The organism is Nonomuraea sp. NPDC004186 (assembly GCF_053603495.1).
In genome coordinates, this window is record NZ_JBSGFQ010000027.1 from 45,699 (window position 1) to 69,399 (window position 23,701).

Annotated in this window: 21 protein-coding genes and 3 tRNA genes; 12 read left to right on the forward strand and 12 right to left on the reverse strand. The window is 70.5% G+C overall.

The window, feature by feature from the left end; translation table 11 throughout:
- Positions 1–49: 49 nt before the first annotated feature.
- Entirely contained in the window at positions 50–1,240 is a 1,191-nt protein-coding gene (locus ACWEPL_RS22530; RefSeq protein ID WP_452437360.1) for a hypothetical protein, read from the forward strand.
- Here the strand turns inward: ACWEPL_RS22530 and ACWEPL_RS22535 are convergent.
- From ACWEPL_RS22535 to ACWEPL_RS22545, 3 genes are all read right to left on the reverse strand, one after another.
- Positions 1,234–2,067 carry a carbohydrate ABC transporter permease gene (locus tag ACWEPL_RS22535; RefSeq protein ID WP_350727033.1) on the reverse strand — a complete coding sequence of 278 codons (834 nt, stop codon included), beginning with the start codon at positions 2,065–2,067 and terminating at the stop codon, positions 1,234–1,236. The two genes, ACWEPL_RS22530 and ACWEPL_RS22535, sit on opposite strands and share 7 nt — an antisense overlap.
- Positions 2,064–2,981, reverse strand: a complete 918-nt coding sequence (locus ACWEPL_RS22540; protein WP_363972379.1) for a carbohydrate ABC transporter permease — start codon at positions 2,979–2,981, stop codon at positions 2,064–2,066. Before ACWEPL_RS22540 ends, ACWEPL_RS22535 begins: the two co-directional genes overlap by 4 nt.
- 64 nt (positions 2,982–3,045) lie before the next feature.
- Positions 3,046–4,377, reverse strand: a complete 1,332-nt coding sequence (locus tag ACWEPL_RS22545) for an extracellular solute-binding protein (protein ID WP_452437361.1) — start codon at positions 4,375–4,377, stop codon at positions 3,046–3,048.
- Between the two features lie 206 nt (positions 4,378–4,583).
- Here ACWEPL_RS22545 and arfA point away from each other — a divergent pair, with 206 nt between their 5' ends.
- Positions 4,584–6,080: an arabinosylfuranosidase ArfA gene (gene arfA / locus ACWEPL_RS22550; RefSeq protein WP_452437362.1), complete on the forward strand. Its 1,497-nt coding sequence runs from the start codon at positions 4,584–4,586 to the stop codon at positions 6,078–6,080.
- A gap of 187 nt (positions 6,081–6,267) precedes the next feature.
- Here the strand turns inward: arfA and ACWEPL_RS22555 are convergent, their stop codons facing one another.
- Entirely contained in the window at positions 6,268–7,284 is a 1,017-nt protein-coding gene (locus tag ACWEPL_RS22555; RefSeq protein WP_452437363.1) for a LacI family DNA-binding transcriptional regulator, read from the reverse strand.
- A gap of 319 nt (positions 7,285–7,603) precedes the next feature.
- Positions 7,604–8,044, reverse strand: coding sequence for a MarR family winged helix-turn-helix transcriptional regulator (locus tag ACWEPL_RS22560; RefSeq protein ID WP_452437364.1), 441 nt, complete (start codon positions 8,042–8,044; stop codon positions 7,604–7,606).
- A gap of 118 nt (positions 8,045–8,162) precedes the next feature.
- Here ACWEPL_RS22560 and ACWEPL_RS22565 point away from each other — a divergent pair, with 118 nt between their 5' ends.
- From ACWEPL_RS22565 to ACWEPL_RS22575, 3 genes are all read left to right on the forward strand, one after another.
- On the forward strand, positions 8,163–8,669 hold the full coding sequence (locus ACWEPL_RS22565; protein WP_452437365.1) for a nuclear transport factor 2 family protein: 507 nt from the start codon (positions 8,163–8,165) through the stop codon (positions 8,667–8,669).
- 259 nt (positions 8,670–8,928) lie between these two features.
- Complete coding sequence (locus ACWEPL_RS22570; protein WP_452437366.1) at positions 8,929–10,554, forward strand: ABC-F family ATP-binding cassette domain-containing protein; 1,626 nt, start codon at positions 8,929–8,931, stop codon at positions 10,552–10,554.
- A complete protein-coding gene (locus ACWEPL_RS22575) occupies positions 10,547–12,232 on the forward strand; it encodes an ABC-F family ATP-binding cassette domain-containing protein (RefSeq protein ID WP_452437367.1) in 1,686 nt (561 codons plus the stop codon). The genes ACWEPL_RS22570 and ACWEPL_RS22575 overlap by 8 nt, the downstream gene beginning before the upstream one ends.
- Positions 12,233–12,269: 37 nt before the next feature.
- Here ACWEPL_RS22575 and ACWEPL_RS22580 read toward each other — a convergent pair whose 3' ends face one another.
- The gene (locus ACWEPL_RS22580; protein WP_452437368.1) at positions 12,270–13,082 is read right to left on the reverse strand and encodes an LLM class flavin-dependent oxidoreductase; all 813 of its coding nucleotides are present in this window, start codon (positions 13,080–13,082) and stop codon (positions 12,270–12,272) included.
- Positions 13,083–13,558: 476 nt separating this feature from the next.
- On the opposite strand from ACWEPL_RS22580, the gene ACWEPL_RS22585 reads away from it, so the two are divergent.
- Positions 13,559–13,831 carry a hypothetical protein gene (locus tag ACWEPL_RS22585; RefSeq protein ID WP_363972357.1) on the forward strand — a complete coding sequence of 91 codons (273 nt, stop codon included), beginning with the start codon at positions 13,559–13,561 and terminating at the stop codon, positions 13,829–13,831.
- Positions 13,832–13,968: 137 nt separating this feature from the next.
- Here the strand turns inward: ACWEPL_RS22585 and ACWEPL_RS22590 are convergent.
- The 4 genes from ACWEPL_RS22590 to ACWEPL_RS22605 all read right to left on the reverse strand — a co-directional run bounded on the left by ACWEPL_RS22590 (position 13,969) and on the right by ACWEPL_RS22605 (position 14,907).
- Positions 13,969–14,043: transfer RNA gene (locus ACWEPL_RS22590), tRNA-Val, on the reverse strand.
- A 1-nt stretch (position 14,044) separates the two neighbouring features.
- Positions 14,045–14,118 (reverse strand) — tRNA-Cys (locus tag ACWEPL_RS22595).
- A gap of 16 nt (positions 14,119–14,134) precedes the next feature.
- Positions 14,135–14,206, reverse strand: a tRNA-Gly gene (locus ACWEPL_RS22600).
- A 65-nt stretch (positions 14,207–14,271) separates the two neighbouring features.
- Positions 14,272–14,907, reverse strand: coding sequence for an ACT domain-containing protein (locus tag ACWEPL_RS22605; protein WP_355198235.1), 636 nt, complete (start codon positions 14,905–14,907; stop codon positions 14,272–14,274).
- A 241-nt stretch (positions 14,908–15,148) separates the two neighbouring features.
- Between ACWEPL_RS22605 and dusB the strand changes: the two genes are divergently transcribed.
- Complete coding sequence (dusB, locus tag ACWEPL_RS22610; RefSeq protein ID WP_452437369.1) at positions 15,149–16,261, forward strand: tRNA dihydrouridine synthase DusB; 1,113 nt, start codon at positions 15,149–15,151, stop codon at positions 16,259–16,261.
- A gap of 21 nt (positions 16,262–16,282) precedes the next feature.
- Here the strand turns inward: dusB and ACWEPL_RS22615 are convergent, their stop codons facing one another.
- Complete coding sequence (locus ACWEPL_RS22615; RefSeq protein ID WP_363972350.1) at positions 16,283–17,062, reverse strand: phytanoyl-CoA dioxygenase family protein; 780 nt, start codon at positions 17,060–17,062, stop codon at positions 16,283–16,285.
- Positions 17,063–17,118: 56 nt separating this feature from the next.
- Between ACWEPL_RS22615 and ACWEPL_RS22620 the strand changes: the two genes are divergently transcribed.
- Positions 17,119–18,015, forward strand: coding sequence for a helix-turn-helix domain-containing protein (locus ACWEPL_RS22620; protein WP_452437370.1), 897 nt, complete (start codon positions 17,119–17,121; stop codon positions 18,013–18,015).
- Between the two features lie 10 nt (positions 18,016–18,025).
- On the opposite strand, the gene ACWEPL_RS22625 is transcribed toward ACWEPL_RS22620, so the two are convergent.
- Positions 18,026–19,180, reverse strand: coding sequence for an ROK family transcriptional regulator (locus ACWEPL_RS22625; RefSeq protein ID WP_363972344.1), 1,155 nt, complete (start codon positions 19,178–19,180; stop codon positions 18,026–18,028).
- A gap of 166 nt (positions 19,181–19,346) precedes the next feature.
- Here ACWEPL_RS22625 and ACWEPL_RS22630 point away from each other — a divergent pair, with 166 nt between their 5' ends.
- From ACWEPL_RS22630 to ACWEPL_RS22645, 4 genes are read left to right on the forward strand one after another with little or no spacing between them, the layout of a single operon-like run.
- Complete coding sequence (locus ACWEPL_RS22630) at positions 19,347–20,648, forward strand: glycoside hydrolase family 36 protein (protein ID WP_452437371.1); 1,302 nt, start codon at positions 19,347–19,349, stop codon at positions 20,646–20,648.
- Positions 20,645–21,571, forward strand: a complete 927-nt coding sequence (locus ACWEPL_RS22635; RefSeq protein WP_397371849.1) for a carbohydrate ABC transporter permease — start codon at positions 20,645–20,647, stop codon at positions 21,569–21,571. The genes ACWEPL_RS22630 and ACWEPL_RS22635 overlap by 4 nt, the downstream gene beginning before the upstream one ends.
- Positions 21,572–21,578: 7 nt before the next feature.
- A complete protein-coding gene (locus ACWEPL_RS22640; RefSeq protein WP_363972336.1) occupies positions 21,579–22,388 on the forward strand; it encodes a carbohydrate ABC transporter permease in 810 nt (269 codons plus the stop codon).
- Positions 22,389–22,402: 14 nt separating this feature from the next.
- Complete coding sequence (locus ACWEPL_RS22645; protein ID WP_452437372.1) at positions 22,403–23,701, forward strand: ABC transporter substrate-binding protein; 1,299 nt, start codon at positions 22,403–22,405, stop codon at positions 23,699–23,701.

The following is a 23,701-nucleotide window of genomic DNA, read 5'->3' on the forward strand; positions in this document are numbered from 1 at the left end:
AACGGTAAACGGCGGACGTAATCTGATATTTACCGATACGCTCGCGCGCGTGGACGATCTCGATCGCGTTTCCTGGGGCAAGCTGAAGCACGCCTACGGCCGGGCCACGGACGTGCCCGGCCAGATTCGGGCGCTCGCGTCCGCCGACGAAGGCGAGCGCCAGAAAGCCATGTCGGCGCTCTACGGCAACATTTTCCACCAGGGCACGCGCTTCCCGGCCACCCCGCACGCGGTGCCGTTCCTGGCCCGCCTGGCCGCCGACCCCGCCACGCCCGATCGCGAGCTGATCCTCCATCTGCTCGCCTCCCTGGCCCTCGGCTACGAGGAGGGCCACCTGCCGGAAGGCGTCGGCATCGCGCGCTGGCGCGAGGAGAGCGCGGGCGTGCAGTCCAGGAGCAAGGAGGAGGCCGACGCCCACCTCGAGCAGTGGGTGGCCGAGGCGCCGAACGACGCCGTCCGCAGGGACCGGGCCTACGTCCGGCAGACGTACGACCACAAGCTGGAGCGCATGTTCGACGCCGCCATGCTGGCCTCCTACGACGCCGTCAGGGAGAACCTGCCGATCTCCCTCCTGACCGACGGGGATCCGCACGTCAGGACGGCCGCGGCGTACCTCGTGAGCTGGTTCCCGGAGGAGGCGGACACCACCGGGCCCGCGCTCGCCGGCCTCGTCGAGGCCGACGCCGAGCCGGTCACGGTCGCGACGGCGATGTTCGCGCTCTCCCTGCTGCCCTGGCCGACAGAGGCGTCGGCAGGCGCGCCGACAGGGGCGCCGGCAGGGGCGATCGAGCCCGGGCTCGGCCACGCCGACGGCCTCGTGCGCGACGCCGCCGCGCTGGCGCTGGTCAACCTGTACGGCGAGGACGCGCCCCCGAAAGCTCGCGACGCCGTCGTCAGGCTGCTCACCGCCACCGGCGACACCCCGCTCCCGTACGCCGAGGGCGACCTGGCCACGCTGGCCGCCCGCGTCAGCAAGCGACGCCTGCCCGGTGAGGCGCCCGCCAGGGCCCGGGCCCTCATCGCCCGCCTGGCGGCCGCCAAGCCCGTGGACGCCTTCCCGATCGCGGGCGACCTCCTGGAGACCGTCGCGGACGCGCCGGAGCTACGGCGGGCCGCCCTCACGGCCATCGCCGACCTGAGTGACGACGCGTGGAGCTGGATCAACCTCCAGGAGGTCCTGCGCGCCCACGGCGTCCCGGACGACCGGGACGCCCTGCGGGCGCACCTGCGGGATCACTGACCGGCCAGGCCGGTGTGGGCGACGCCGCGTACGATCTGCCGCTGGAAGAGCACGAACACCACCAGCAGCGGCAGCCCGGCCAGCACGACCGAGGCCATGATCTGCGCGTACCGCAGCCCGAACGTCCCCTGCACCACGTTGGCCAGCCCGACGGGCAGCGTCATCGTGTTCGGGTCGGTGGAGACCAGGAACGGCCAGAGGAAGTTGTTCCAGGTCGTGATGAACGTGAAGATCGACACGGCGGCCAGCACCGGGCGCGACAGCGGCAGCACGATCGTGAAGAACACCCGCCACCGCCCGGCCCCGTCCACGAAGGCCGCCTGCTCCAGCTCCGGCGGCACGTCCTGGAAGAACTTGAACAGCACGTACACGATCAGCGGCGCCGCCACCTGCGGCAGGATGATCGCCCACCAGGTGTCGACCAGCCCGAGCGCCACCATCTCCGCGAACAGCGGCGCGATCAGCACGTGCGGCGGCACCATGATCCCGGCCAGGATCACCGCGAGCAGCACCCGCTGCCCCTTGAACTGCGTGCGCGCGAACCCGTAGGCCGCCATCGCCGAGAACAGCACGGTCAGGAACGTGACGATCACCGCGGTGACGGTCGAGTTGATCGCCCACTTGACGATGCCGCCGGTGCCCAGGACCAGCCGGTACGAGTCCAGCGTGATCTCGCTGCCGAACCACTGCAGCGGGACCTTCGTGGTCTCGGTCTCCGGCTTGAGCGAGGTGGCGATCGCCCAGGCGATGGGCGCGAGCCAGACGACCGCCAGGGCCAGGGCGACCACCAGCAGGACGAGCTGGCTGAAGCTGAACCGCTTGGTCATGACGAGACCTCCGTCCGCTTGCGGAACAGCCGCAGCTGCGCCAGAGAGACGATGACGATCAGGACGAACAGGATGTACGAGACGGCCGAGGCGTAGCCGGTGCGGTAGCCGGTGAAGCCGACGTCGTAGGCGTACTCGATGATCGGCCTGGTGGAGTCCTGCGGCCCGCCGGCGGTCATCAGGTAGATCTGGTCGAACACCTTCAGCGACGCCAGCAGCTGCAGCACCACGATGAGCGCGGTCGTGCGGCCGAGCAGCGGCAGGGTGATCGAGCGCAGCCTGTCCCAGGCCGAGGCGCCGTCGATGGCGGCGGCCTCGTACAGGTGCTGCGGGATCGACTGCAGCGCGGCCAGGTAGAGCAGGAAGTTGAAGCCGACCGTCCACCAGACCGTGGTCAGCACCATCGACCACATGGCGACCGACGGGTCGCCCAGCCACAGCGTGTCGGTGCCGAGCGTGCCGTTGAGCAGGCCGTAGTCGGGCGGGTAGATCATCTGCAGCCACAGCAGCGACACGACGGCGGACGGCAGCAGGAACGGCCCGAAGAACGACAGCCGCCACAGCCACTGCACGAACCGCAGGTGGTGCACCAGCAGCGCGAACCCGAGGCCGAGCAGCACCAGCGGGACCGTGCTCAGCACGGTGAACACCAGCGTGTTCCACAGCGAGTGCCACATGCGCGGGTCGGCGAACGCCTCGGCGTAGTTGGCGAACCCGACCAGGTGGTTGTTGCCGCCCGCGATGTTCACGCTCGACAGGCTCATCCGGAAGCCGAGCACCGTCGGCCAGACCAGGAAGGCCAGGTAGATCAGCAGGAACGGCGCCACGAACAGCAGCCCGTGCTGCGTCCAGCCACGCCGGACCTTCGCCTGGGCGACGGGGGCGGCGGTCGCGCGGGCCGCGACGGTTGTCATGCGCCCTCCTTCGTCGGTCGCACGACCAAGGTGCCGTGTTCATTGGTGACCTCGACAAACCCGGTCATTGGCGCTCCTCGGCGGGGAAGGGGTTCGGGGCGGACAGCAGCCGGTCGAGCGCCGCCTTGGCCGCGGCCAGGCCCTCCTCCGGCGTGTGGTCCCCGGTGATGACCGGGGAGAAGGCCTGCCCGAACTCGAGCCACAGCCGCGACGCCGACCCGGTGAACCACACCTGCGGGTCGAGCGCGACGTCGGTGATGACCGAGCGGTACTCCGACTGCGGCTGGAGAGACAGGTACTCGGGCTCCTCCAGCGCCGGCAGGTACGCGGGCACGTGCCCGGCGACCGCCCAGTCCGCGCTGTTCTTGACCAGGTAGGCGATGAACCGGTACGTGGCCCGCTCCACCTCGGGGTCGCGGTTGCGCTGGTGCGGCAGCACGAACGAGTGGCAGTCGGCCTGCGCCGCCCCCGAGCCGAACACGTTGGGGAACCGGGTCATGCTGAACGGCGTCTTGCGCTCCTTGAGGCCGGTGGTCTCCCAGTCGCCGTTCCACAGGAACGCGGCCTGGCCGTTGGTGAAGTTGGCCACCGAAGCCCCGTAGTCGGTGCGCCGGTCGCACAGCCCCTCCTCCCCGAGCCGGCGCATGAACCGCAGCACCTCGAGCGCCTTGGCGTCGTCGATGGCGATCTTGGTGCCGTCGTCCGACAGCAGCGTGCCGCCGCTCTGCGGGTAGAGCGAGTACCACACGCGCCAGGGGCCCACGGTGCCGATGCCGAGCGCGTCGTAGGCCAGCGGGGGCTTGCCGCCCATCACCTCCTTGGCCTTGTTCAGCGCCGCCACCAGCTCGTCCACGCCCGTCGTGGGCTTCAGCTTGCCGTCGGGGCCGAGCAGCCCGGCCTTCCCGCAGATGTCGGTGTTGTAGTACTGCACCATTGGGTGGGCGTCGAACGGGATCGCGTACAGCACCCCGTCGAGGTGGGCACGCTCCCAGATGGGCGGGCTGAAATCGGCGGCCCGCAGGCCGGCCTCCTCCAGCAGCTTCACGTTGATGGGGTCGAGGATCTGCCCCGCGCCGATCCCGGCCAGGCGGGCCAGGTGGAAGGTGGCCAGATCGGGGGAACGGCCGCCGGAGCCGGCCATCGCGATCTTCGTGTAGTACGGCTCGCCCCAGGCGAGCACGTTCTCCTCGACGAAGACGTCCGGGTTGTCCTTGGCGAACGCCTGGACCATCTTGTTCATGATGATCCCGTCGCTCGCGCCGAGGAAGTGCCAGTACTGGACCCGGGTCTGGGACGAGCCGAGCCCGACGGGGATGGCGCATCCGGCGGCGGCGCCGGCGAGTGCGAGGCTTCCGCCGAGAAGCAGGCGGCGGGAGATGTGAGGGGGATCTTGCACGGTGGCCTCTCCTGCGAGCTGTCGCTTTCCGCTGAGGTCGGGGGCCGTTTGTTTCGTTGGGGTTACCCGAGTGTTAGCGGTAACAACCGGCGTGTCAAGTCCCCTCCCTGACCAGCGCCACCTGGTGGTGCACCCCTTGACCGGCCTCCTTGTTATCGCTAACAATCTGGATCACGTAACGCCCGCGAAACCCAGGAGATCTCTCCGTGCACCAGGCAAAACTCACGCTCGATCCCGCGTTCAAGGTCGCCCCGGTCCGGCGGCGCACCTTCGGCACGTTCGTCGAACACCTCGGGCGCTGCGTCTACACCGGCATCTACGAGCCGGGCCACCCGTCGGCCGACGAGGACGGCTTCCGCGGCGACGTGCTCGACCTGACCCGGGAGCTGGGGGTGTCCACGGTCCGCTACCCGGGCGGCAACTTCGTCTCCGGCTACCGCTGGGAGGACGGCGTCGGTCCCGTCGATCGGCGCCCCCGCCGGCTGGACCTGGCCTGGCACAGCACCGAGACGAACGAGGTCGGCGTGGACGAGTTCGTCCGCTGGTGCCGCAAGGCCGGCGTCGAGCCCATGATGGCGCTCAACCTCGGCACCCGCGGCATCGAGGCGGCCCTCGACCTGCTGGAGTACTGCAACCACCCGTCCGGCACCGCGCTGTCCGACCAGCGCATCGCCAACGGCTCCAAGGAGCCGCACGCGATCAGGATGTGGTGCCTGGGCAACGAGATGGACGGCCCCTGGCAGACCGGGCACAAGACCGCCCACGAGTACGGCCGGCTCGCCGCGGAGACCGCCCGCGCCATGCGCATGGTGGACCCGTCTTTGGAACTGGTCGCCTGCGGCAGCTCCAGCTCCAGCATGCCGACCTTCGGCGCGTGGGAGGCCACGGTGCTGGAGGAAACGTACGACGTGGTGGACTACATCTCCTGCCACGCGTACTACGAGGAGAAGGACGGCGACCTGGGCAGCTTCCTGGCATGCTCGACCGACATGGAGTACTTCATCCGCTCGGTCGTGGCCACCGCCGACTCCGTCGGCGCCAGGCTGAAGTCGCGCAAGCGGATCGACCTCTCCTTCGACGAGTGGAACGTCTGGTACCTGTCGCGCTTCCAGAACGCCGCGCCGCCCGCCGACTGGCCGATCGCGCCGAGGCTGCTGGAGGACCACTACCACCTGGCCGACGCCGTCGCCTTCGGCGGCCTGCTGATCACCCTGCTGCGCAACAGCGACCGGGTCACGGCAGCGTCGCTGGCCCAGCTCGTCAACGTCATCGCGCCCATCGTGACCGAGCCCGGCGGGCGGGCGTGGCGCCAGACCACCTTCCACCCGTTCGCGCAGGCGTCCCGGCTCGCGGCCGGCGACGTGCTGCGGGTGGAGCCGGTGTCGCCGTCGTACGAGACGGCGCAGTTCGGCGAGGTGCCGCTGCTGCACGCGGTGGCCACGCACTCGGAGGAGGGCACGACGCTGTTCGCCGTCAACCGCTCCACCGACGGGCCGCTCTCCCTGGAGATCGACACCCGGGCGCTCGGCGGCGCCCGCATCGTCGAGGCCACGACCCTGACGGACCCGGACGTCTACGCCCGCAACACGGCCGACGACCCGGACCGGATCGCGCCCCGGGCCAACCCGGACGTGGAGCAGGACCCGGCCCGCGTGCTCCTGCCCCCGGTCTCCTGGAACGTGATCCGCCTGGCCCGCCCGTAACCACCACCCCACCGGGCTGACCACTGGCGCTCAGCCCGGCACCTTCGCGGGGCTGACCGCTCATGCTCGGCCCCGCACCTTCCCGGGGCTGACCGCCGATGCTCGGCCCGGCACCTGCGCCGGGCTGAGCACGGGACCACGCCGCAGACTTCACCGGCGGATCCTCGCCTCCGGTCCTTGCCGCCTCCTACGCCTCCGGGGCCGGGGCGGTGCTCTCCCTCACGACCAGCTCGGGCTCCACCAGCCGCCGCGCGTCGACCGACGCTCCCGCCATCCGGTCCAGCAGCAGGTGGAAGGCGTGCCGGCCCACCTCGTGGAAGTCCTGGCGTACGGTCGTCAGCGGCGGCCAGAAGTAGGCCGACTCGGGGATGTCGTCGAACCCGACCACGCTCACATCCTCCGGCACCCGCCGCCCGGCCTCACGCAGGGCGCGCAGCACGCCGAGCGCCATCTGGTCGTTGGCCGCGAACACGGCGGTGACCTCCGGATTCGGGGCCAGCTGCTGCCCGAGCTGGTAGCCGGAACGCGAGCTCCAATCACCCCGCAGCACGTCGGGCACCGGCCGGTCGGCGGACTCCAGCACGCCCTGCCACCCCTCGATGCGCCCGTTCGCGTCGAGCCAGTCGGCGGGCCCGGCCACGTGCCACACCGTGCGATGGCCGAGGCTGAGCAGGTGCCGGGTGGCCCTGGCCGCGCCCGTACGCTGATCGACCTTGGCCACGGGCACGGGGATGTCGTCCCCGGCGTCGACCGCGACCACGGGCATCTCGGCCGGCAGATGCCGCAGCCCGTCGGCGGCCGACTCGTGCGGCGCGACGATGATCACGCCGTCCACGGCCTGGTCGCGCAGCCGTTCCACGCCCTCCTCCATCGACTTACGGCTGAGCGAGGGCAGGCTGGCGATGCTCACGTTGAACCCGGCGTTCCTGGCGGCCTGCTCGATGCAGTAGAGCGTGGAGGCGGGCCCGTACAGGGTGGTGTCGATGCTCACCACCCCGAGCACCCCGGACCGCCCGGTGACGAGCTGGCGCGCGGCCTGGTTGGGCCGGTAGTCGAGCTCCTGTACGGCGGCGAGCACGCGCGCCCTGGTCTCGGCCCGCACCCGATCCGGCGCGTTGAGCACGCGCGACACGGTCATGGCCGAGACTCCGGCGAGCACGGCTACGTCCATGAGCACCGCAGGCCTGCCGTCCCTGGATCTCACGGAGGCTCACCCCCTTGCCGATAACGCTAACAGCCGCCGACCCCGAACGCGCGGACCATTATCACCGCCCGGCCCGCCTCCAGAAAAGCACGGCCTTCCACGACGGGGCCGCTCCGCACCCGGGATTCCAGCCAGCGCCTCCCAGGGAGCTTCCGCCCCCTTCGACCCCCGAAAACCTCCGCTCGTCGGGAGCCCCCCGATACGTGGTTGCCGAGCGGGCCTGCTGGAGCCCGCCCGGATACCCCGCTCGCCACTCCCGTGGGAGCGCGCCCCGATCCCGACGAGATTGCGCTGAGCACCACTCAGGGACGGCGCTGTTTCAGGCGCCTTCGACGATGTTCCACAGCATGCTGTGGAACTTGGCATGCTCGGAAGCCGGGATGGCGGCGAGGCGTTCGCTGATGGCCGCGTCGCGGGCCACGGCGACCTGGTTCTTCACCTCGACGCCCCTCGGCGTGGTCGCCGGAATGCGGACGCGCCGGTCGCGTTCGGAGACGTTGCGGACGATCAGGCCGTCCTTCTCCAAGCGGTCGATGATGGCCACCAGCGTCGTCTTGTCGATGTCGAGCTCGCGGGCGATCTCGAGCTGAGTGCGTTGCGAGCCGTCGCTGACCAGGGCGAGGACGAGCCAGTCCCGCAGGTCGGCGAGGCCGGCCGCGCGCGACACCCTGTTGAAGGCCTCCTTGAGCGCCTCGGCGGCGCGATGGGCCAGCCAGGTCAGGTCTTCGGCCGGCACGGAGCGGTCACTGTCTCGGGGCACGAGGGGATGCTATCGCATGCTCCTCGGATAGTCCTGTCTCATATCGTCTTTCTTCGGATAATCCATCACCGTATGGTTGAGCGCTCAGAGACCGCCCTCAACGGCTGGGAGAACGTGCATGGCCACCGACCTCGGAGCCCGGATCCGCCGGCTCGAAGACCGCGTCGAGATCGTCGAGCAGGTCACCAAGTACGCGATCAGCGTCGATCGCCGTGACTGGGAGCTGTTCGCCGCCTGTTTCACCGACCCCGTGTACACCGACTACTCCGAACTGGGCAGCCCGGCCGGAAGCTTCGCCCGCGACGAGGTCGTCCGCCGCATCAGCGAGGCCCTCGACGGGTTCACCGCCACGCAGCACATCAGCCCGAACCATGTCGTCGAATTCGACCCGGACGATCCCGACCGGGCGATCTGCCACTCCGCCATGTACGCGCAGCACCTCCTCGAAGGGTCCGAGGGCGGCGACTTCTACCTGCTGCGCGGCTCGTACACCAACCACATGCTCCGCACCCCGGACGGCTGGCGCATCGAGCGCATCGTCCAGCACGTCGGCTGGGCCGACGGCAACCACGGCGCGGTCGCGGAAGCCGTGGCCCGGACCCGGGCGAAGAGGAGCAGGGGATAGCCGTGGCCCGGTCCCGAGCGAAAGGGACCAGGGATAGCCGGCGCCCAGCGGGTGCTATGGTGTGAAACGCTCGTGATCAGAAGCTAGGAGACCAGACGTGGCAGGTGACGACGACATCTCCGGGTGATACCGGAGATTGACCGGCCCCGGCAGGCGCACATGACCGCCGCCGATGTGGCCCTCGTCGTCATTCCCGAACCCCTGTCCCCTTTACCGGGCGGCTTCGGCGCGCCCGCGTTCTCTCACGAGGTCTTCTCGCATGTCCGACGCGTTCATCATCTGCTCCAGCCTGTCCTTCTCCTGGCCTGACGACACGCCCGTCTTCAGCGACCTGTCCTTCACCGTGGGCGGCGGCCGTACGGGCCTCGTCGCCCCCAACGGCGCGGGCAAGAGCACGCTGCTCAAGCTGATCGCCGGCGAGTACCGGCCCGGAGGCGGGAGCGTGTCCGTCAGCGGGCTGCTCGGTTACCTGCCGCAGAGCCTGCCCCTCACCGGCGACCTGACCGTGGCCGAGGTCCTCGGCATCGCCCCGGTGATCGCCGCGCTGGACGCCATCGAGTCGGGCGACGCCAGTGAGGAGCACTTCACCACGATCGGCAACGACTGGGACATCGAGGAGCGCACCCGCGCCCAGCTCGACCGGCTGGGGCTCGGCGATCTCGTGTTCGACCGCACGCTGCGGACGCTGAGCGGCGGCCAGGTCGTCTCGCTCGGCCTGGCCGCGCAGCTGCTCAGGCGGCCCGACGTCCTGCTGCTCGACGAGCCGACGAACAACCTCGACCTCGCCGCCCGCCGCCGGCTCTACGACGTGCTCGGCGACTGGAGCGGCTGCCTGCTCGTGGTCAGCCACGACCGGGCCCTGCTCGACCGGATGGACCGCATCGCCGAGCTCGACCGGGGGGAGTTGCGCTTCTACGGCGGCGACTTCACCGCGTACGAGGAGGCCGTACGCGCCGAGCAGGAGGCCGCCGAGCGGAACGTGCGCAGCGCCGAGCAGGAGCTCAAGCGCGAGAAGCGGGAGATGCAACAGGCCCGCGAGCGCGCCGACCGCCGGGCGAGCAACGCCGCCCGCAACCTCAAGAGCGCCGGGCTGCCGCGCATCTTCGCCGGGAACATGAAGCGGGGCGCCCAGGAGTCGGCCGGGCGGGCGGGCCAGATGCACGCCGCCCGCGTCAGCGACGCCAAGGCCAGGCTCGACGAGGCCGGGCGGGCGCTGCGCGACGACCAGAAGATCACGCTGGAGCTGCCGGGCACGAACGTGCCCGCCGGGCGCACGGTGTTCCACGGCGAGCACCTGCAGGCCCGTGGCCTGTTCGCCGAGCCGGGTGTCGACCTGACGGTCCGCGGGCCCGAGCGCATCGCGCTGACCGGCCCCAACGGCGCGGGCAAGTCGACCCTGCTACGCCTGATCAGCGGCGACCTGGCGCCCGACGGCGGCACGACCAGGCGGGCCGACGGCCGGGTCGCCTACCTGTCGCAGCGGCTCGACCTGCTCGACGTCGAGCGCACCGTGGCCGAGAACCTGGCCGCGTTCGCCCCCCGCATGCCGGAGGCGGAGCGGATGAACCTGCTCGCCCGCTTCCTGTTCCGCGGCGCCCGCGCCCACCTGCCGGTGGGCGTGCTGTCGGGCGGCGAACGGCTGCGCGCCACGCTGGCCTGCGTGCTCTGCGCCGATCCGGCTCCCCAGCTCCTGCTGCTCGACGAGCCCACCAACAACCTCGACCTGGTCAGCGTGGGGCAGCTGGAAAGCGCGCTCGGCTCGTACGAGGGGGCGTTCGTGGTGGTCAGCCACGACGAGCGGTTCCTGGCGGAGATCGGGGTGGAGCGCCGGCTGGAGCTGTCCGGCGGCCGGCTGCTGGAGACCGGAGGGCCCATCGGTGAGTGACGCGCTGCTCGCCCGCGACCTCGTACGGACGCTGGGCACGCGGCGCGTGCTCGACGGCGTCACCCTCACCGCCGCCCCCGGCCGCCGGATCGGGCTGATCGGCGAGAACGGCGCGGGCAAGTCCACCCTGCTGCGGCTGCTGGCGGGGGTGGACCAGCCCGACTCCGGCGCCGTCCTCCGCCCCGCCGACCTCGGCTACCTGCACCAGGAGCTGCCGTTCGACGGCGATGCCACGGTCGCCGACGTGCTCGACGACGCCCTGCGCGAGGCGCGCGCCGACCTGGCCGAGCTCGACCGGCTCACCCGGGCGCTCGCCGGGGCCCCGGACGACGCCGCTCTGCTCGAAGCGTATGGGGCCCGGCTCGACCAGGCCCAACAGCGCGAGTCCTGGGACGCCGACCGGCGCGCGGAGATCGTCCTCGACCGGCTCGGCCTGGGTGGCGTGTCGCGTTCCCGTTCGCTCGCGTCGCTGTCGGGCGGGCAGCGCGGGCGGCTCGCCCTGGCGGCGCTGCTCATCAGGCGGCCCGCGGCACTCCTGCTGGACGAGCCCACCAACCACCTGGACGACGCCGCCGCGGTGTTCGTGGAGGAGCAGCTGCGCGGCATGACCGGGGCCGTGGTCGTGGCCAGCCACGACCGGGCGTTCCTGGACGCGGTCTGCACGGACCTGATCGACCTCGACCCCGCGGTGGACGGGCCCGTCCGGTACGGGGGCGGGTATGGCGCGTACCTGGCCGAGAAGCGGGCCGAGCGGGAGCGTTGGGAGCAGCGGCACGTGGAGGAGCAGGCCGAGCTCGGCGAGCTGCGCCGGTCCGTCGCGGTGACGGCGCGGCGGGTGGCGCTGGACGGGCTGCGGCGCGACAACGAGAAGATGGGGTACGGGCACCGCGGTGGGCGCGTGCAGAGCCAGATTTCGCGCAGGGTGCGCAACGCCGCCCGGCGGCTGGCCGAGCTGGAACGCGACCAGGTCCCCGCCCCACCGCCGCCACTCCGTTTCCACCCTCCGGCCCTGGCCTCCCACGCGCCGGACGACGCCACTCCCGCCCTGAGCACCCCCGCGCCCGAGGAAGCCGCACCCGACGCGCCGGAGAATGTCGCTCCCCACGCGCCCCTGCTGTCGTTGCGGGACGTGCGGGTGCCGGGACGGCTCGCGATCGACCGGCTCGACGTGCCGCCAGGGGAGCGCCTGCTGGTCACCGGGCCGAACGGAGCGGGCAAGTCGACGCTCCTGGCAGTACTGGCCGGCCGGCTCGACGCGGAGGGCGAGGTGCGGCGGCGGCGCGGCCTGACCGTCGGGCTGCTGGCCCAGGACACCGTGTTCGAGCGGCCGGAGCGCACGGTGCGGGAGACGTACGAGCTGGCACTGGGAGCGGAGCGCGCCGAGGCCGTGCCGCTGCGCTCCCTCGGCCTGATCGGCCGGCGGGACGTGGACCTGCGGGTGGGCGAGCTGTCCGTCGGCCAGCGCCGGCGGCTCGCGCTGGCGCTGCTGGTGGCGGACCCGCCGGAGGTGCTCCTGCTCGACGAGCCCACCAACCACCTCTCGCCCCGCCTCTCCGACGAACTGGAGGAGGCGATGGGCTCGGCGGGACCCGGCGCGATCGTGATCGCCAGCCACGACCGGTGGTTGCGGGCACGCTGGCAGGGCCGTCACCTCCGGCTTCACCACCGTGACAGGTGACGCCGGCACCGGCCTGGAGGCGCGAACGACAAAGGCCTCAGCCCACGTGCGGCGGCCCCGCCTTGACGCGCTCCACGAGTTGCTCCATGGAGCCCCGATATCCGTGGAGGTGCTCCAGCCACCAGGTGGCGCCCGCGTCGGCGTAAGCCCTCACCGAGGAGCCAGGCTCGCTGACCCCGATGATCGCCACGTCGAAACCCGAGGCTGAAGGCCGGTGCCGGAGCACCTCTCCGACCTGAACGGCGAGCGAGTCCGGCGACAGCGTCATGCGGCACTCCTGGTCGTCGCCGCCGACGATCCACCCGTCCCAGCGAGCGGCCCGGCGAAGAGCGCCCGGAGCCGAGCCGCCGACCCACACCGGGACCCGGGGGCGCTGGAGGGGCAGCGGCGACAGGCGTACCCCGTCGATCGTGTAGTGGGCGCCCCGGTGGTGCACCTCGGCGCCGGACCAGAGCGAGGAGATGACCTCCAGCGCCTCGTCGAGCACGTGCCCACCGGGCCGGGACGAGCCGAACGCGGTGAACTCGGCGGTCACTCCGCCCAGCCCGGCACCCAGGATCGCCCGGCCGCCGCTCAGCCGATCGAAAGTGGCCACGGTGTGAGCCAGCGTTTCCGGACGGTGCCGGGCCACGGCGGTCACCGCGGTGCCCAACCGGACACGGGAGGTTTCCTGGGCCGCGGCGGCCAGCACCACCCACGGGTCGGCCGATGGCGTCCCCCAGGCGAAGGCAAGGTGATCCCACACCACCACGGCATCCCATCCGGCGGCCTCGGCCTCCCGAGCCAGATGAACCAAGCGCGATGGCTCTGCGAGCTCACCGAGGATCGCGATGTCGATGCCGTAACGCATAGGCCCACCCAAGCACGCGGCACCGACGTTTCAGGACGACGTCGAGGGCGGGATTCCGTTGCCGAGGAGGCTCGGCAGGGCTGGCCGATCACGTCGACCTGAGCTGCGACGTCAGGTGTAACCGGCTCGGGAGGGCTGTTCTTGGCGCTCACCGCCTCAACGGTGAACTCGTCGTAGTCCCTGGGACGGATGGGCGGAAGCGTTCGCGGCTGGGCTGATCTGATCAGGGAGGTATCGAAGCCGTCGGGCCATGCGTTACCTCCTCATGGCGCTTCGGAGCACTTGCTCAGTTCGGAGCGGACGGTTAGTGTTTTTTGGCGAAGCGATCCAGAGTGATGTGCTGCGGGGATGGTCACTCAGGGCCGACGAAGCGGCTGGATCATCCGCGATGCCCGTGCTGGCGGACACGCGGTCATGGGGGGAAGACGCGCAAGCGTCTGGGAAGTGACCCAACGGACCGTGGACCGGGATCGCAGATGATCGTTCTAAACGCAACCTGGCAGCGAGTGGCGCTCGGCGCGCTCTTGGTTCTTCTCCTCATCCCGCTTGTCACCATAATGGCGCCGGCGTTGCCCATCTTGATCTGGCGGTCGGAGGGGCGTGAGTTCGTTCTTGCCCTGTTCGACAAGGTCACGGAACTTGCGCGGGCACTCGTCCCACGGGATGACGGCAACGACGAAGCCGTCGAAGGTGAGGGCCTCAAGGTCGCTCCGGCCGATCAAAAGAGCGTCGAGCCGACAGCGAGCTGAGCGTGATGGAGCGGTCGTAGTGGATGAAGCTGGGCCAGACGTCAGCACCGGTGCTGACGGCAACCATGATCAACCGAGGACAACAAGAAGCCCCAGACTCTCGGCATGTGCCGTGAGCTGGGGCTTAACTCTTGAACTGGTGGACGATACTGGGATTGAACCAGTGACCTCTTCCGTGTCAGGGAAGCGCTCTCCCGCTGAGCTAATCGTCCGTGGAGGTGGCGACGGGATTTGAACCCGTGTGGACGGCTTTGCAGGCCGCTGCCTCGCCTCTCGGCCACGCCACCGAGTCGAATCTCTCCGAGCGGAAGACGGGATTCGAACCCGCGACCCTCACCTTGGCAAGGTGATGCTCTACCACTGAGCCACTTCCGCGTTGCTGCCTCGACAACTCTAGCGCGTTCGCCGACCGGATGGTTACGCGTAGCGGTGGAGTGCGCCTATTTGCGGAGCTGGCGGGCCACGCTCCGCTCGGTGGCGGGCAGGCTGAGGAAGATCTCCAGGATGCGGGTGAGCCGGTGGACCTCGATGCGGTGGAAGGCGGGGCCTTCCGAGCGGGCCAGGAGGAGGGAGAGGGCCAGGGGCGGCAGCGGGGCGTGGATGACGTGCAGCCCCTCCTCCAGGGTGACGGCCGTCGGGCGGGACGGGGTCTCCTCCGGGACGATCAGGTCTTTCGGGGCACGCCAGCTGGCGTACAGGACGCGCCGCTCGGCGGTCGTGGCGGCCCAGTCGGCGCTGAACAGGACCGGGAGCGAGTCGACGAGCGTGGTGAGCGCGCGGTCGCCCGCCGTGGTGATGTACTTGAGAATCTCCAGCTCAGGGTACGTGCCTGGAGCCTCCCGCGTGGTCCAGATGCCCTCGACCGCCACGCCCTCCACCGTCTCCAGGCTCTTGACCAGCGACTGCCTGGGCGTGCTCTCCGCGCAGAAGACCGTGATGTCGTCAACGGCCTGGCCGGCGCCCCGGTCGAGCACGGTCACCTGCGTGATGTCGGCCCCCGACGCCCCCAGGACCTTGGTCACCTGTGCGAGCGAACCCGGCTTGTCGGGCAGCGCCACCCGTACGCGAAGAAGCATCCGTCCTCTCTCCGCTCAAGATGCGAATAACAACGTCTCTGATCAGCTTAGCCATCCTGCGTCAGGCATACCCGGCTGGGATCGTTGCCCACCTGGGCGGGGAGGCGTGGGCGCTCACCCTGAGTGACCATGAGATTACCAGGCTTTGGCCGGTGCGGGTAGAACGTGTGAGCGATGCGCGGGTGGCAACGTGACGTTTACGAATACCGGTTACGACCTGACCTGCGCTACAACTGACGGAGTGAAGATTGGGCCGATTGGGGTTTGGCCGCCCGTGGTGCTGGCGCCGATGGCGGGCATCACGAACGCGCCGTTCCGGGTGCTGTGCAGGGAGCAGGGCGCGGGCCTGTTCGTCTGCGAGATGATCACGACGCGCGCGCTGGTCGAGCGTAACCCGAAGACGCTGCGGATGATCAGGTTCGCGGAGTCGGAGCGGCCCAGGAGCATCCAGCTGTACGGGGTGGATCCCGACATCGTGGGGCGGGCGGTCAAGATGATCGCCGAGGAGGACCTGGCCGATCACGTCGACCTGAACTTCGGCTGCCCGGTGCCCAAGGTGACCAGGCGCGGGGGCGGGTCCGCGCTGCCGTACAAGAGGAATCTGCTGCGGCGGATCCTGCGGGAGGCGGTGGCCAACGCGGGGTCGTTGCCCGTCACGATGAAGATGCGCAAGGGGATCGACGACGATCACCTGACGTATCTCGACGCGGGGCGGATCGCGGCCGAGGAGGGCGTCGCGGCGATCGCGCTGCACGCCCGCACGGCCAAGCAGCATTACGGGGGAGTGGCCGACTGGGAGGCCATCGCCCGGCTGAAGGAGGCCGTGCCGGAGATTCCCGTGCTGGGCAACGGCGACATCTGGTGCGCCGACGACGCCCTGCGCATGGTGGCGCGCACCGGGTGCGACGGCGTGGTGGTCGGGCGGGGCTGCCTGGGGCGGCCGTGGCTGTTCAAGGACCTGGAGAACGCGTTCAACGGCAGCCCCGAGCGGGCCCGGCCCACGCTCGGCGAGGTCGCCGAGGTGATGGCCAGGCACGCCGAAGGGCTGACCGAGTGCTTCGACATCGAGCGGTACGCGGTCGCCGACTTCCGCAAGCACGTCGGGTGGTATCTGAAGGGGTTCACGGTCGGGAGCGAGCTGCGGCGAGAGCTGGCCACGGCCGAGTCGCTCGACGGGCTGCGCGAGGGGCTGGCGAAGCTGGAGCACGACCAGCCGTGGCCGCCGAACACGGACACACCGCGCGGGAAGTCGGGGGAGCGGACCAAGGTCCTGCTGCCGGACGGGTGGCTGGACGACCCCTGGGACTGCGTGATCCCCGAAGGCGACGCGGAGTCCGACATCTCCGGCGGTTGACCTCTTCCGCGGGTACGCGGCTTAGTGGGGGCCGGTGATCTCGGTGCCGCAGGGGCCGCCGCCCACGGACGTCTCCAGCCGGACGGGTTCGCCCGACATCGTGAGCGTCGGGTAGTACTCGGCGATCCGCTCGGCCGAGCGGCCCACGTAATGGCAGATGAAGCTGCGCCTGAAGCGGTCGGCCGTGCTGTTCGGCTCCGAGCCGTGCACCAGGCTGCCGTTGAAGAACAGCACGTCCCCGGGCTCCATGTCCACCGGCACCTTCGTCAGGCCGGGCGGCGGCGGCACGTACTCCCTGGTGAAGGAGATGTCCTGGTCCGCCTCCTCCGGGCAGAACAGGTCCATGAGGTGTGTCCCCGGCACGACCTCGAGGCCGCCGTTGGCCCGGTCCACCTTGTCGAGCGCCACCCATGCGGCCACGCACGTGCCCGGCTCGACCCGGAGGTAGAAGTTGTCCTGGTGCAGCGCCTGGCCCCTGGCGCCCGGCGGCTTGAAGTAGAACATGCTCTGGGCTGCTATCGGCTCCTCTCCTAGGATGTCGCGGAGAATCGCGGCGATGCGCGTGTCGAGCAGATACCGCAGGGCCAGGTCGTTCACCTGGTGAGGGTGCATGATCCGCGGGTAGTCACGGAGGATGTCGTACGGCCGGCCGGGTTCCTGCGGCTGCGGCGCGAAGTGACCCGGGATCGGCCCCTTGGCGTGCAGCGCCATGAACGCGTCGCGCAGCTCGGCCACCTCTTCCGGGGCGAGGAGACCGGGCACCAGCAAGTACCCCTGATCGTGGAAGTCGTTGAGCCTCATGTTTCCCACGCTAGAGACCGGGATCGTGGAACGGTATGCCTGTGACCGCTGAGGACATGTCTGTTCCTGCTGCCGAGCTGACGATCGTCGGCCACTACGACAATGCGCCCGGGTACGCCACCCGCCGTCCCGCCGGGTCGCCGAGCTGGCTGCTGCTGTGGACGGAGGCGGGGGCGGGGTTCGTGGCGCAGGGCGGCGCGTCGTTCGAGGTCCGGGCGGGGGACCTGGCGGTGCTCGGGTCCGGGGTCTCGCAGTACTACCGGGTGCTGCCGGGCGCGGAGCGGTGGCGGTTCTGGTGGGTGCACTTCCAGCCCCGGCCTTCGTGGGCGGCCTGGCTGGGGCCGTTCGCCCGGGGCGACGGGTGCCATCTGGTCGGGGGCGTGCCGGTGGGCGTGCGCGGGCGGATGGGGCTGGCGTTCGAGCGCGCGCTCCAGGACGCCCGGTGGGTGCCGGCCGCGCCCCTGCCCGACGTGTACCCGCCCGTGGCGGCTTCCGCCGGGGCGCGGCTGCCCGCCGTCGTCCTGTCGGGGCCGGTGCGTGAGCTGGTGCTGGGGGCCGTCGAGGAGGCGATCGTCCTGGCCACCGCTTCCGCCCGGCCCGAGGGGGCGCGGCGGCCGGACGAGGGCGACGAGCGGGTACGCCGGGCGCTCGCGCTCATCGCCGCCGAGCCCGGAGCGGCGCACTCGGTCGCCTCGCTGGCGCGTGCCGTCGCGCTCTCGCCGTCCCGCTTCGCCCACCTGTTCGCCGCCGAGACCGGGCGCAGCCCGATGCGGGCGGTCCGCGAGGCGCGGGTACGGCACGCCGCGAGCCTGCTGGAGGTGACGGACCTGGACGTGGGGCAGGTGGCGGCGGCGTCCGGGTTCGTCAGCCCGTTCCACTTCAGCCGGGCCTTCAGCCGCGAGTACGGCCTGCCACCCCGCGACTACCGCGCCCGCCGCCGCCCGCCCTCCTGACCCAAGGGCGTCAGCGGGTGAACGGGAGGGGGCCTCTGTCGGGGGTGAAGAGCTGGTCGTCGAGGTGGTCGACCGCGTAGTCGATGGCCCCCACCACCACGCACTCGTCCCCCAGCGTCGACGCCCGCACCTCCGGCATCCGCATGCACGTACGCTCCAACCGCTCCCGCAGCCGCCCCAGCAGCACGTCGGAGGAGCGGGAGAAGCCGCCGCCCAGCACCACCATCTGCGGGTCCAGGATGAGCACCATCGCGGCCGTGCCCACCGCGAGGTCGTCCACGTACCGCTCGACGGCGGCGAGCGCCACCGGGTCCCCGTTGCGGGCGGCGGCCAGCGTCCAGCCGGCCGCGTCCTCGGGCGGCGTGCCCTCGGGGAGGGACGGGCAGGTGTTGAGGTGCTCTGCGGGGTCGTACCAGCGGGCCTCGGGCAGCATGGAGATCTCCCCGGCCGCCGCCCCGAACCCCCTGTGCACCTTCCCACCGATGATCAACCCGGCTCCCATGCGCCGGCCGACGTGCATGAACACCACGTCCCTGGCGCCCTTGGCCACCCCGCGCCGGGTCTCGGCCATGGCGGCCAGGCGGCTGTCGTTCTCGATGAGGATCTGGCAGGGGAACATCTCGCGCAGCTTGCCCGCGAGGTCGAGGTCGCGCCAGGCGGGTACGGCGGCCGAGTAGATGACGCGCCCCTCGACGTCGATCACGCCGACCGTGCCGACCGAGATCATCCACAGGTCGGAGACCGACGTACGGCTGAGCGCCAGGCAGCCGGAGACGGCGCGTTCGATCGCCGCCAGGCGCTCCTCGATCGGGTCGTCGGGCAGCACCGGCTGGCGGGTCTCGGCGAGGATCTCGCCGTCCAGGTCGGACAGGGCGGCGCGGATGTTGTGACCCCCTATGTCCACCCCGACCAGGTAGCCGCTGTCGGCGCGGAAGCGGTAGCGGCGGGCCGGCCGGCCCATCGTGCCTGGGCTCGGCGGCACCTCCTCCACCCAGCCCAGGCCCATGAGCTCGTCGGTGACCTCCTTCATGGACGGCCGGGACAGGCCGGTGCGCTCGGCGAGCGCCGACAGGGTGAGCGGCCCCGCCCTGCGCAGCTCCCGGATGGCCGTCAGCGAGTTGAGCTGCCGCAGCCGGGACAGGTCGCCGCCGCGAACGTCCGCCATCGCCGTCCTTAAGTAGGTCTCCTCTGTAACCAGAGATTATGCCAGCGATTGACGGCTGTACGCGCCGCCTCCACCTCCTGTTATTGCGGCAAAAATCCGTCATTGACCCCGCCGGAGCGCCGGTGCTACTAATGAAGTGCTCCTTCGTAAGTCGAGAGGATTGAGGATGTCGTTCGAAGACATCGGCGAGATCAGGTGCGGCCCTGGCGAGGCGCGGGTGTTCGAGCACGGCTGGCAGTCGTGGAGCCCCACCGGCGCGTACCGCCTGACGGACGCTCCGCCCCGGCCCGCCGACGAGACCATCCAGATCCTCGCCTACCGCCCCGAGACCCCCATCCCCCGGGGGGTGTTCCAGGGCGAAGGGCTGCTGGCCGTCGAGCCGGGCGACGGCTCCGTCGAGCTCTGGTCCGCGCCGAGCCCCCTCCAGGTGCCCTCGATCAGGGCGCGTGAAGAGGGCGGCCGCCTGGTGATCTCCGCCGACGGCCCGGTACGCCACCACCGCGCCGAAGGCGGCCTGGACCAGGCCCTGCGCGACTGGGCGGACACCATGACGGAGAAGCGGACGTTCCCAGCCGTCCCGCCCATGTGGTGCACCTGGTACGGCTACTGGGACAAGGTCACCGACGCCGACGTCATCGAGAACCTCCAGAGCTCCGAACGCCTCGGCCTGGGCGCCGACATGTTCCTCGTCGACGACGGCTACGAGGCCGAGATCGGCGACTGGCTGGAGGGGCGGCCGGAGTTCGGCTCGCTGGCGCGGGCCGTGGACGCCGTCACGGGCGCCGGGCGGCGGGCCGGGATCTGGACCGCGCCGTTCCTCGTCGGCCACCGCAGCCGGATCTTCCGCGAGCACCCCGACTGGCTGGTCAGGGACGCGTACGCCGGGCGCATGTGGGACCAGGAGCTGGCCGTGCTCGACGTCACCAACCCGGAGGCGGCCGAGCATCTCGTGAACGTCTTCCGCACGTTCAGCGCCATGGGCATCAGCCACTTCAAGCTCGACTTCATCTACGCGGGAGCCCTCGCGGGCGGGCGGCACGAGGACCTCGACCCGATCGCCGCGTACCGGCGGGGCCTGGAGCTGATCCGCCGGGGCGCGGGCGCGGACGCCACCCTGCACGGGTGCGGCGCGCCCATGCTGCCCAGCATCGGCCTGGTCGACGTCATGCGGGTCAGCCCGGACATCGCGCCGACCCTGCAGCCCAAGTCCGGTGACATCAGCCAGCCGTCCCAGCTCGGCGCCCGGCTCACCGGCGCGGCCCGCGAGTTCCTGCACGCCCGCTGGTGGGTGAACGACCCCGACTGCATCATCCTGCGCCCCGAGGTGGAGGCGCGGGAGGAGTGGGCCGCGCACATCGCCGGCACGGGCGGCCTGCGCGGGTCGAGCGACCCGATCGCGGCGCTGGACGACTGGGGCCTGGAGACGACCAGGCGCCTCATGGTCCCGACGGCGACGGACCCCTCGTGACCACCCACATCGCGCGGAGCAGCCTGGTGGCGGACGTCAAGGTGGCCAAGAGGCGGGGGAGCGGCTGGCACGCCTACCTCTTCGTCGCCCCCAGCCTCTTCGGGGTGATCGCGTTCCTCCTGCTGCCGATGCTCATCGTGCTCGTCCTCAGCCTCTTCGACTGGGAGCTGCTCTCGTCCCCCGAGTTCGTCGGGCTGGACAACTACCGCCGCCTGGCGGGGGACGGGCAGGCGTGGCACTCGCTCGGGGTGACGGTCGCGTACGTGCTGCTGTGCATCCCGCTCCAGACCGTGCTCGCACTGGCCCTCGCCATGCTGCTCAACCAGCGCGTCAAGGGCGTCAGGTTCTACCGCTCGCTCTTCGTGGTCCCCTGGATGGCCACGCCCATCGTCCTCGCCCTGATCTGGAACTGGATCTTCGACCCCCGCGAAGGCGCCATCAACAGCGCGCTCGCGCTCGTCGGCGTCACCGGCCCCGACTGGCTGTCCGACCCCGCGTGGGCGCTGCCCGCCGTCGCGCTGGTCAGCATCTGGCAGTACACCGGCTACAACATGCTGTTCTTCCTGGCCGGCCTGCAGGGCATCCCGAAGGAGCTGCACGACGCGGCCGAGACCGACGGCGCGACCCCGGCCCAGCGGTTCTGGCGGGTCACGCTGCCGCTGCTCAACCCCACGATGTTCTTCGTCAGCGTGACGAACCTGATCGGCGCCTTCCAGGTGTTCGACACGGTGTTCGCGATGACGGACGGCGGCCCCAGCCACACCACCGAGGTGCTGAACTTCCGGATCTACCAGACCGCGTTCAAGGAGTTCGACTTCGGCTACGCGGCCACGCTGTCGACGCTGCTCTTCCTGATCATCTTCCTGGTGACGATGGCGCAGGTCAGGTTCTTCGGCAAGCGCACCACCTACGACCTGAGCTGAGAGACTCGTGGCCAAGCGAATTTTCCTGTACGCCGTGCTCGCCATCGGTGCGTTCGTCTCCGTCTTCCCGTACCTGCTCGTGGTCCTGACCGCGTTCAAGACGCAGGGGCAGCTCAGCGAGACGGCCCCGTGGCTGCCGGGGCTGCCGCCGACCACGGACAACCTGACGAAGATGCTGGCCGGCGACTTCCCCCGCTACCTGCTCAACACGGCCGTGATGACGGCGCTGCTGACGGCCGGGCAGCTGGTGTTCACCACGTTCGCCGCGTACGCGTTCGCCCGGCTCCGGTTCAGGGGCAGGGACGCGCTGTTCTGGCTGTTCGTGGCCACGATGATGGTGCCCAGCGCCGTCACCATGATCCCGCTGTTCCTGATCATGCGGCAGCTGGACCTGGTCAACACCTGGTACGGCCTGCTCGCCCCGTACGTGCTCGGCACCCCGTACGGGATCTTCCTGATGCGGCAGTTCTTCAAGACCCTGCCCGCCGGCCTGGAGGAGGCGGCGCGGATCGACGGGGCGGGCCCGCTGACGATCCTGCTGCGCGTCATGCTCCCGCTCTGCCGCCCGGCGCTCGGCACGCTGGCGATCATCACCGTGATCTCGTCCTGGAACAGCTTCCTCTGGCCGCTGATCATCACCAGCGGCGACGACACCAAGGTCATCACGGTGGCCATCGCCACGCTCAAGCAGGGCATCGGCGTCGACTACAACCTCATGATGGCCGGCAGCCTGATCGCGCTGGTCCCGATGGTGGCCATCTTCATCTTCTTCCAGAAGCACATCGTCAGATCCGTGGTTCTCACAGGTCTCAAGTAAGAAGAGGTCAGCGAATGTTGCGCAACCCCCCGATTCGCTGGGCGCTGCTCGGCGCCGCCCTGCTCGCCCTCACCTCCTGCGGCTCGGGCGGCGGAGGCGGGTCCGATCAGGTCACGTTGACGTACCGGCTCTGGGACGACCAGCAGAAGGTCGGCTACGAGAAGGTCATGGCGGCCTTCGAGAAGGCCAACCCCGGCATCCACGTCAACATCGAGCTGCTGCCGTACGACCAGTACTGGACGAAGCTCACCGCCGACGTCGTCGCGGGCACCGCGCCGGACGTCTTCTGGATGACCCCCACCCAGTTCCCCGAGTACGTCACCAAGGGCGTCCTGTCGCCGGTCCAGGTCGACGCGTCGAAGTACCACCAGACCGTCGTCGGCTCCTTCACCTACGAGAACAAGCTCTACGGCGTCCCGAAGGACTGGGGCATCGTCGGCCTGCTCTACAACAAGGACCTGTTCAAGCAGGCCGGCGTCGAGATGCCCGACAAGCTGACCTGGGCCAAGGACGGCACCGGCACCCTGCTCGACACCGCGCGCAAGCTCACCGTGGACGAGGCCGGCAAGCACCCCGGCGACGCGGGCTTCGACCCCGCCAAGGTCAAGACGTACGGCTTCGCCTCCTGGAACCACTACCAGACGCAGTGGATGAACTGGGTCAGCTCCAACGGCGGCAAGCTCGTCGACAAGCCCTTCGGCAAGTACGCCTTCAACGACCCGGCGTCGGTCGAGGCGCTGCAGTTCGGCGTGGACCTGGTCAACAAGCACCACGTCGCCCCGCCCGCCACCCAGACGAACCCGCCCACCGGCAAGATCACCGACATGTTCAAGGCGGGCAAGGTCGCGATGTTCCCCGCCAACAACGCGCTGCTGCCGTTCGTGGCGCCGGAGGCCACGTTCGAGATGGGCGTCGCGGCCATGCCCGAGGGGCCGCAGGGCCGCTCCGTCAACCTGAACGGCCTGGCCGAGGCCGTCTACGCCAAGAGCAAGCACCCCAAGGAGGCCATGAAGCTGGCCGAATACCTCGGCACCCAGGAGCCGCAGAAGATGATGGCCGACGGCGGCTACGTCTTCCCCGCGCTCAACGGCCTCAGCCAGGGCTACGTCGACTACTGGAAGGCCAAGAAGATCGACGTCGCGCCCTTCGAGCAGGAATCCACGGGCTCGACCTTCCCGCTGCCGGTCACCACCGGCTTCACCGGCTTCGAGACCAAGCTCAACCAGATCTTCAACGAGATGTACCTCGGCAAGCTCACCCCCAAGGCCGCCGCCGACCAGGCCGTGGCCGAAGGCAACGCCACCGTCAAGTAA

Excerpts from the sequence above, each read along its gene's own strand:
- ACWEPL_RS22540 (WP_363972379.1), bottom strand. The coding sequence starts at position 2,981 with ATGACAACCGTCGCGGCCCGCGCGACCGCCGCCCCCGTCGCCCAGGCG.
- ACWEPL_RS22565 (WP_452437365.1), top strand. The coding sequence starts at position 8,163 with ATGGCCACCGACCTCGGAGCCCGGATCCGCCGGCTCGAAGACCGCGTC.
- ACWEPL_RS22580 (WP_452437368.1), bottom strand. The coding sequence starts at position 13,082 with ATGCGTTACGGCATCGACATCGCGATCCTCGGTGAGCTCGCAGAGCCA.
- ACWEPL_RS22535 (WP_350727033.1), bottom strand. The coding sequence starts at position 2,067 with ATGACCAAGCGGTTCAGCTTCAGCCAGCTCGTCCTGCTGGTGGTCGCC.
- ACWEPL_RS22570 (WP_452437366.1), top strand. The coding sequence starts at position 8,929 with ATGTCCGACGCGTTCATCATCTGCTCCAGCCTGTCCTTCTCCTGGCCT.
- ACWEPL_RS22625 (WP_363972344.1), bottom strand. The coding sequence starts at position 19,180 with ATGGCGGACGTTCGCGGCGGCGACCTGTCCCGGCTGCGGCAGCTCAAC.
- ACWEPL_RS22585 (WP_363972357.1), top strand. The coding sequence starts at position 13,559 with ATGATCGTTCTAAACGCAACCTGGCAGCGAGTGGCGCTCGGCGCGCTC.
- ACWEPL_RS22605 (WP_355198235.1), bottom strand. The coding sequence starts at position 14,907 with ATGCTTCTTCGCGTACGGGTGGCGCTGCCCGACAAGCCGGGTTCGCTC.
- ACWEPL_RS22615 (WP_363972350.1), bottom strand. The coding sequence starts at position 17,062 with ATGAGGCTCAACGACTTCCACGATCAGGGGTACTTGCTGGTGCCCGGT.
- ACWEPL_RS22620 (WP_452437370.1), top strand. The coding sequence starts at position 17,119 with ATGTCTGTTCCTGCTGCCGAGCTGACGATCGTCGGCCACTACGACAAT.
- ACWEPL_RS22630 (WP_452437371.1), top strand. The coding sequence starts at position 19,347 with ATGTCGTTCGAAGACATCGGCGAGATCAGGTGCGGCCCTGGCGAGGCG.
- ACWEPL_RS22645 (WP_452437372.1), top strand. The coding sequence starts at position 22,403 with ATGTTGCGCAACCCCCCGATTCGCTGGGCGCTGCTCGGCGCCGCCCTG.